Raw genomic sequence first — 4,809 nt, 5'->3', positions numbered from 1 at the left:
CGAGATGCTCCCATGACAACAGGTACTAAGTGTATTAAAACATCTCGAACTTACAAAGTAGGGATATACATGGTGCTGCTTACCCTCGGTCGAAACTCTTTTTCCCTACATAATTCAAAAGTCCAAAGCAGAGATCGCGTTTTGCTTCTGCTTCTCAGTGACCCCCAGATATCGCTCCAAAGCTGCCAAAGTCCGATGCCCCGATATCTCCTGAATATGACGCAACGGTATCCCGGCATCGCTCATCCTAGTTAACGCAGTCCTCCGAAAGCTGTGGGTACTAACGCCCTCAATCCCCAACCGCACACAGGTATCTCTGAGAATTTTGTCAGCGCTGACCTTATGGATATGCCCCAACCCATGCCGACCGGGAAATAAAAACTCCTTGCGACGATTGGGGTTGTACTCTTCTAAATATTCCCGGAGCCTTGGATGCACTTGGATTTCCCTGGTGTCTTGCTTGCCTTTGGTGTTGACGCTGCGTAGTACTAACACCCCTCTAACACCGTTGCTGCCAGTGACCGTTAGTTTCTGCATCCATTGGGAATTATAAAATAGTACTAGAAAATAGAATCTCAAACGCATAATAAATAAAACTTCAAATCTTCGCTAGAGAGAATCCTTGTGATGAGTATCTGGGAACAACAATCAAACAAGATAGCTGAACATAAACAGAAATGGGAAGTTCAACAAAATTTTAGTTTTAGTAAAACCTTGCTAGAAGCCGAAAATGAAGAAGAAGTTAAAAGTGCTTATATTAGACAATTCTCATTACCAGTGAAGACTGCTAAATGGCATGATTTAACTGTTAACAATGTTTTATTTGAATTTAAGTATTCAGTCAATTTTAAGAGCTTGGATGTCGCATCTAAGGTAATTGCACAAACTCTCTACTACATTCACAGGCTGTTTGAAGATGGAGAAGAGCATAATGTAAGCCATTTTATTATTGCTGACAAAGACGAAGCAATAATTTTCAAAACTAGTGATTATGAACATTTTTACAAAAGTAGTATCTATGATTGGAAAGGGTATCGTCCTAGCTCACCAGATCCCAAATTAGTAAATCATGTTAAACAATCCAGGATTATTGAATCCAGTAGAATTTATCTAATTACTAATGAGGATGATTTGCAAATATTTACCAATTTGCTTTATCAGATTATTTCTCCAAATAAAGCTGCCACTAAAAACTCTAATTATTCTAATAAAATTAATAAAAAGGACTTGCCCTTAATTGTTCTTCCAGTAATACTGCTGTTCTTAGGTATAGTGTCAGTTGTAGTTGTTCAACATAAGGCAGAACTAGGAGATAAGCCTGTACCAACTAAATCTACACTAGAGGAAATATCAAAATGACGAATAACTCAAGGAAAATTCCTGTTGATACAGTAGTAAAAGTTGGACAGCAAGGTACACGATACCAGCAAAAGCAAGCCAGTGGATACACACAGGAACACCAAGAAGAAGATTATGAAATTGTTATTGATAGATCAGCAGCAGAAATTATTGACCAGATTAATAAGAGGGTAACAAGCCCTTATTACTCTATTTTTATTGGTGTGCCTACACTATTATGTTTTTTCTTAAGTTTTACCTCACCAATATTTCTCATATTCTTAATACCAGGAATTATTGCTAGTTATTTAGTTTTTAGGCAAGACATTATTCGTAAAACTACCCCATTAATTTATGAATTTGATGATGAATATTCAAAGCAAAAATTTAATTATTTTAGTGAAACGTTACAGAGTTTATCGTCTAGCAAACGTGTGTGGAGATTAAAATCACAAATAGCTATAGAAGATTGGAAACGAAATGCAGGATCACAATCAATCATAGTGCGGCAGACATCCAGAGTTGGTCAGATAATTCCCAATCTGATAAAAACAAATATAAATGTATGGGGTATTGATAGTGGTAGCATTAAGCTGTATTTTTTTCCAGATTTAATCTTTGTATTTCAAAATGGTGTCTACAGCACTATTGCATATAATGAGCTAAAAGTAGTTAATGACGATTTACAATATACAGAACATGAGGCTTTACCTCAAGATGCAACTGTGATTGGTCAGACTTGGAAGTTTGTCCGACGTGATGGAGGCCCAGATCGTAGGTTTAACAATAATCAGCAGCTTCCTATTGTAAGTTATGGTTTAGTTCAGCTTACTACACAGCGTTTTGTGCTGTATTTAATTGTCTCCAGCTTGAAAGTAGCCTCATCTTTCACTAACTCTTTATCTCAGCTTCTTGGTTTATCTCAAAGTAATTCTCTTCAATCGAAGACTATTCAGCCTAAGAGCAACATACCACAGCTAGAAACCAGTCTTTCAGAGCAATTTGAGATTCTAGAGAAAGCTGCTATTCAGAAAACATCTCTCACAACAAGTCAAGTAGCAGATTTATTAGGTTTGTCTAAGTCAGTTGTAACTAAGAATCAAGATAGTTTTGAATATGAGGCATTTCGTTTTAATCGTGCAGGTCGTATAGGTCGTGAAATAGCATGGCAAGTGACCAAGCTTAAAAGGTAATTTAAAGCACTCTAAACAATCATTCAACGCATTATTTTGCGTTCTAACCTAGAAATATCAACAGATTACGGTACAGTATCAAATGGCACTTTTAATCAGCGGCTAAACTCCACCCCTGTTTCTAAATAAGTTCTGATATTGAATCGCTCATCTGCTTTTGCAAGCGCTGGCGGTTATCATCATATTTCAACACCGTTTGCACTTGGGCGTGTCTGCTGAAACGCTGGGTAGCACGGTAGTTGCCATTATTCAAATCCAATACTGTAGTAATCGCACTGTGGCGGACACGATGCGGTGACATCTTCTTAGTAATTCCGGCTTGCTTACATAGCCCATCCACCAGTCGCCTGATTGCCTCCCCGGTTAATCTCGATCCATTCTTGTAATAGGCCAACACCGTGAAAAGCGGTTCATTGCCACGTTTCTTCTTACCTGCTTTTATCCAACTGGCAAGTGCGTCAGTGGTTCTTTCCGATAGGTCAAGAATTTCTTTCTGGCTACCCTTGCCTTTACCCAGGATTGCAAGAGTTTTCTCTTTGGCGTTAAAGTCACGCACATTTAGATTGACTATCTCCTGACGACGCAAGCCATTATCCCAGAGTAACCGCATAATGGCATAATCGCGCTTGCCCTTAAGGGTATTGCGGTCAACTAGCGCTATGACTTGGGCATAGTCCTCGGCTGGAATGCCCATAGTGTCACGGTAGGTTTCGACCTTTTCACCTTTGACATCATCCAGGGAGAAATTGCAGACTCCCAGCCGTCGCCCCATCTCCACCATTGACTTGATAGCACTCAAGCGACGATTCACCGTAGCTTCAGCCAGCTTTTTCTTGATCAGGTGCGCTTTGTACTTAAAAACCACAGCGACAGCATGACGTTGTTCCAGGTGAAGGAACTCTAACACTAAGTCCCGGCTGGGTTCTTTCTTGGCAACAAACAAGAAGAAATCTTTCAAGTCTTTCTGGTATTCGCGCTTGGTGTTGAGCGATCGCTTATCACCAATCAATTGCTGAATTACATCGGGGTCATTTTCTAGAGAAAAGTCCTCTCCGATCGCTAACGCCAGCGAGTTTTCTAGAACACTAAGGTTTTCGGGGTGGATCGATGTCATTGGTGATAGCGCAGCAGAGGTTTGGGAAGTTTAATACTCAAGCTACATCTTAGTTGAAGAGGTGTGTTTTTTGCGCTAAGTGGTGCGAAAAATCGTATTGTCGCACTATCTCCCAGTAAGGCTGGGGGAGGAGGTTGGGGAGTTATTGTCAGTTGATTGACATTGATTGAGGGCGATGAAGAGAAATTAAATTAGATGAAAGTGTAAGGGCTGACGATTTGACTAAGTAATAATGCTGTATGAATCTGGATATTGTTGTTTTGCCCTAAGCGAAATCAGGAGAGCGGGCGGTTACGCCATCGGTCTTTGTGGGGCATTGATATCAATTGTGATATCAATCCTTCCCGGATAAGTCAAATGTCACCGCACAGGGTAAGGCTAAAGGCGATGAAGGCGGCGCTTGATGTCACAGGCGGAAATATCAGAAAGGTGCAGAAATTGAGCCGTCATGCTGACCCGCGCACGTTGATGATTTATGATGACAACCGGAATAAAGACTTGTGGTCAATGTCGGAATTGTTGACTCTTATGTTGAAGAATTCGGATGAATAAAAATTAAAAATTGTTAACAAGTTTCGGGATAAAGTTGTTAACAGCTTTATCCTGTAGTTAGTTTAAGCTGTTAACAACTTTATGACTGACCCAATAGCTAAAGGTGGGCGAGGTCACAAAGCCCCTTACGAAACCACCCATGTCAGGATCGCTGATGGTATCAAACCTGTTGTAGAAAGGCTTAGTGCCTTTTACCGTCAAAAATTTTTGGGCGATATAAACCCAGACACTAATGGGGCAACCGAACTAATAGAGCGGGTAGAAGCTGCGTTAACAGAAATTCCACCATTAGAAGAACCTGTTAACCAGAATGAAGATTATCAGCAAGTCCTCGAACACTACTTGGCATCGTTGCCCCTGGGCAAGCAAGCACCTGAGTACAAACGGGCAAAGCAGCACATTGAAGCATTTATCAAAGAGTTAGAGAAACTGACTAAAGATAAGCCAATTACAACTCTTAAGAAGATGAACCCTGAAGCATTACGCCTATTGCGTCAAGAATTTAAGAATAATTGGTTGAGGTTTTTCGAGGTAATTTCAATTGAGCCTGGGTACTTCCAAAGTTTTGAAGAGGTAGTCTTCGCGGTGGAACGAGAAAGTAATATACCATAC

Annotated in this window: 5 protein-coding genes and 1 pseudogene; 4 read left to right on the top strand and 2 right to left on the bottom strand. The window is 40.3% G+C overall.

The genetic code is table 11. From position 1 onward, the window contains the following. Positions 1-114: 114 nt before the first annotated feature. Complete coding sequence (locus IQ229_RS13345; RefSeq protein ID WP_228013442.1) at positions 115-537, bottom strand: tyrosine-type recombinase/integrase; 423 nt, start codon at positions 535-537, stop codon at positions 115-117. Between the two features lie 90 nt (positions 538-627). On the opposite strand from IQ229_RS13345, the gene IQ229_RS13340 reads away from it, so the two are divergent. After that, positions 628-1,359 carry a hypothetical protein gene (locus IQ229_RS13340; protein ID WP_194044384.1) on the top strand — a complete coding sequence of 244 codons (732 nt, stop codon included), beginning with the start codon at positions 628-630 and terminating at the stop codon, positions 1,357-1,359. Next, positions 1,356-2,531, top strand: a complete 1,176-nt coding sequence (locus IQ229_RS13335) for a hypothetical protein (RefSeq protein ID WP_163936504.1) — start codon at positions 1,356-1,358, stop codon at positions 2,529-2,531. Before IQ229_RS13340 ends, IQ229_RS13335 begins: the two co-directional genes overlap by 4 nt. A 121-nt stretch (positions 2,532-2,652) precedes the next feature. Here the strand turns inward: IQ229_RS13335 and IQ229_RS13330 are convergent, their stop codons facing one another. Further along, entirely contained in the window at positions 2,653-3,645 is a 993-nt protein-coding gene (locus tag IQ229_RS13330; protein WP_194044382.1) for a tyrosine-type recombinase/integrase, read from the bottom strand. A gap of 357 nt (positions 3,646-4,002) precedes the next feature. Between IQ229_RS13330 and IQ229_RS13325 the strand changes: the two are divergent. Together IQ229_RS13325 and IQ229_RS13320 are read left to right on the top strand one after the other, a co-directional pair. Next, a pseudogene (locus tag IQ229_RS13325) lies at positions 4,003-4,197 on the top strand (tyrosine-type recombinase/integrase); the annotation flags it as partial. 81 nt (positions 4,198-4,278) lie between these two features. Next, on the top strand, positions 4,279-4,809 hold a 531-nt coding region (locus tag IQ229_RS13320), incomplete at its 3' end, for a hypothetical protein (RefSeq protein ID WP_194044386.1).

Origin of the sequence: Nostoc cf. edaphicum LEGE 07299, from assembly GCF_015207245.1 — a bacterium.
Classification (GTDB): Bacteria; Cyanobacteriota; Cyanobacteriia; order Cyanobacteriales; family Nostocaceae; genus Nostoc; species Nostoc edaphicum_B.
This window is presented reverse-complemented; position numbering and strand designations above follow the sequence as displayed.

Bases quoted from the DNA above. Each gene is read 5' to 3' on its own strand.
- IQ229_RS13345 (WP_228013442.1), bottom strand. From the start codon at position 537: ATGCAGAAACTAACGGTCACTGGCAGCAACGGTGTTAGAGGGGTGTTA.
- IQ229_RS13340 (WP_194044384.1), top strand. From the start codon at position 628: ATGAGTATCTGGGAACAACAATCAAACAAGATAGCTGAACATAAACAG.
- IQ229_RS13335 (WP_163936504.1), top strand. From the start codon at position 1,356: ATGACGAATAACTCAAGGAAAATTCCTGTTGATACAGTAGTAAAAGTT.
- IQ229_RS13330 (WP_194044382.1), bottom strand. From the start codon at position 3,645: ATGACATCGATCCACCCCGAAAACCTTAGTGTTCTAGAAAACTCGCTG.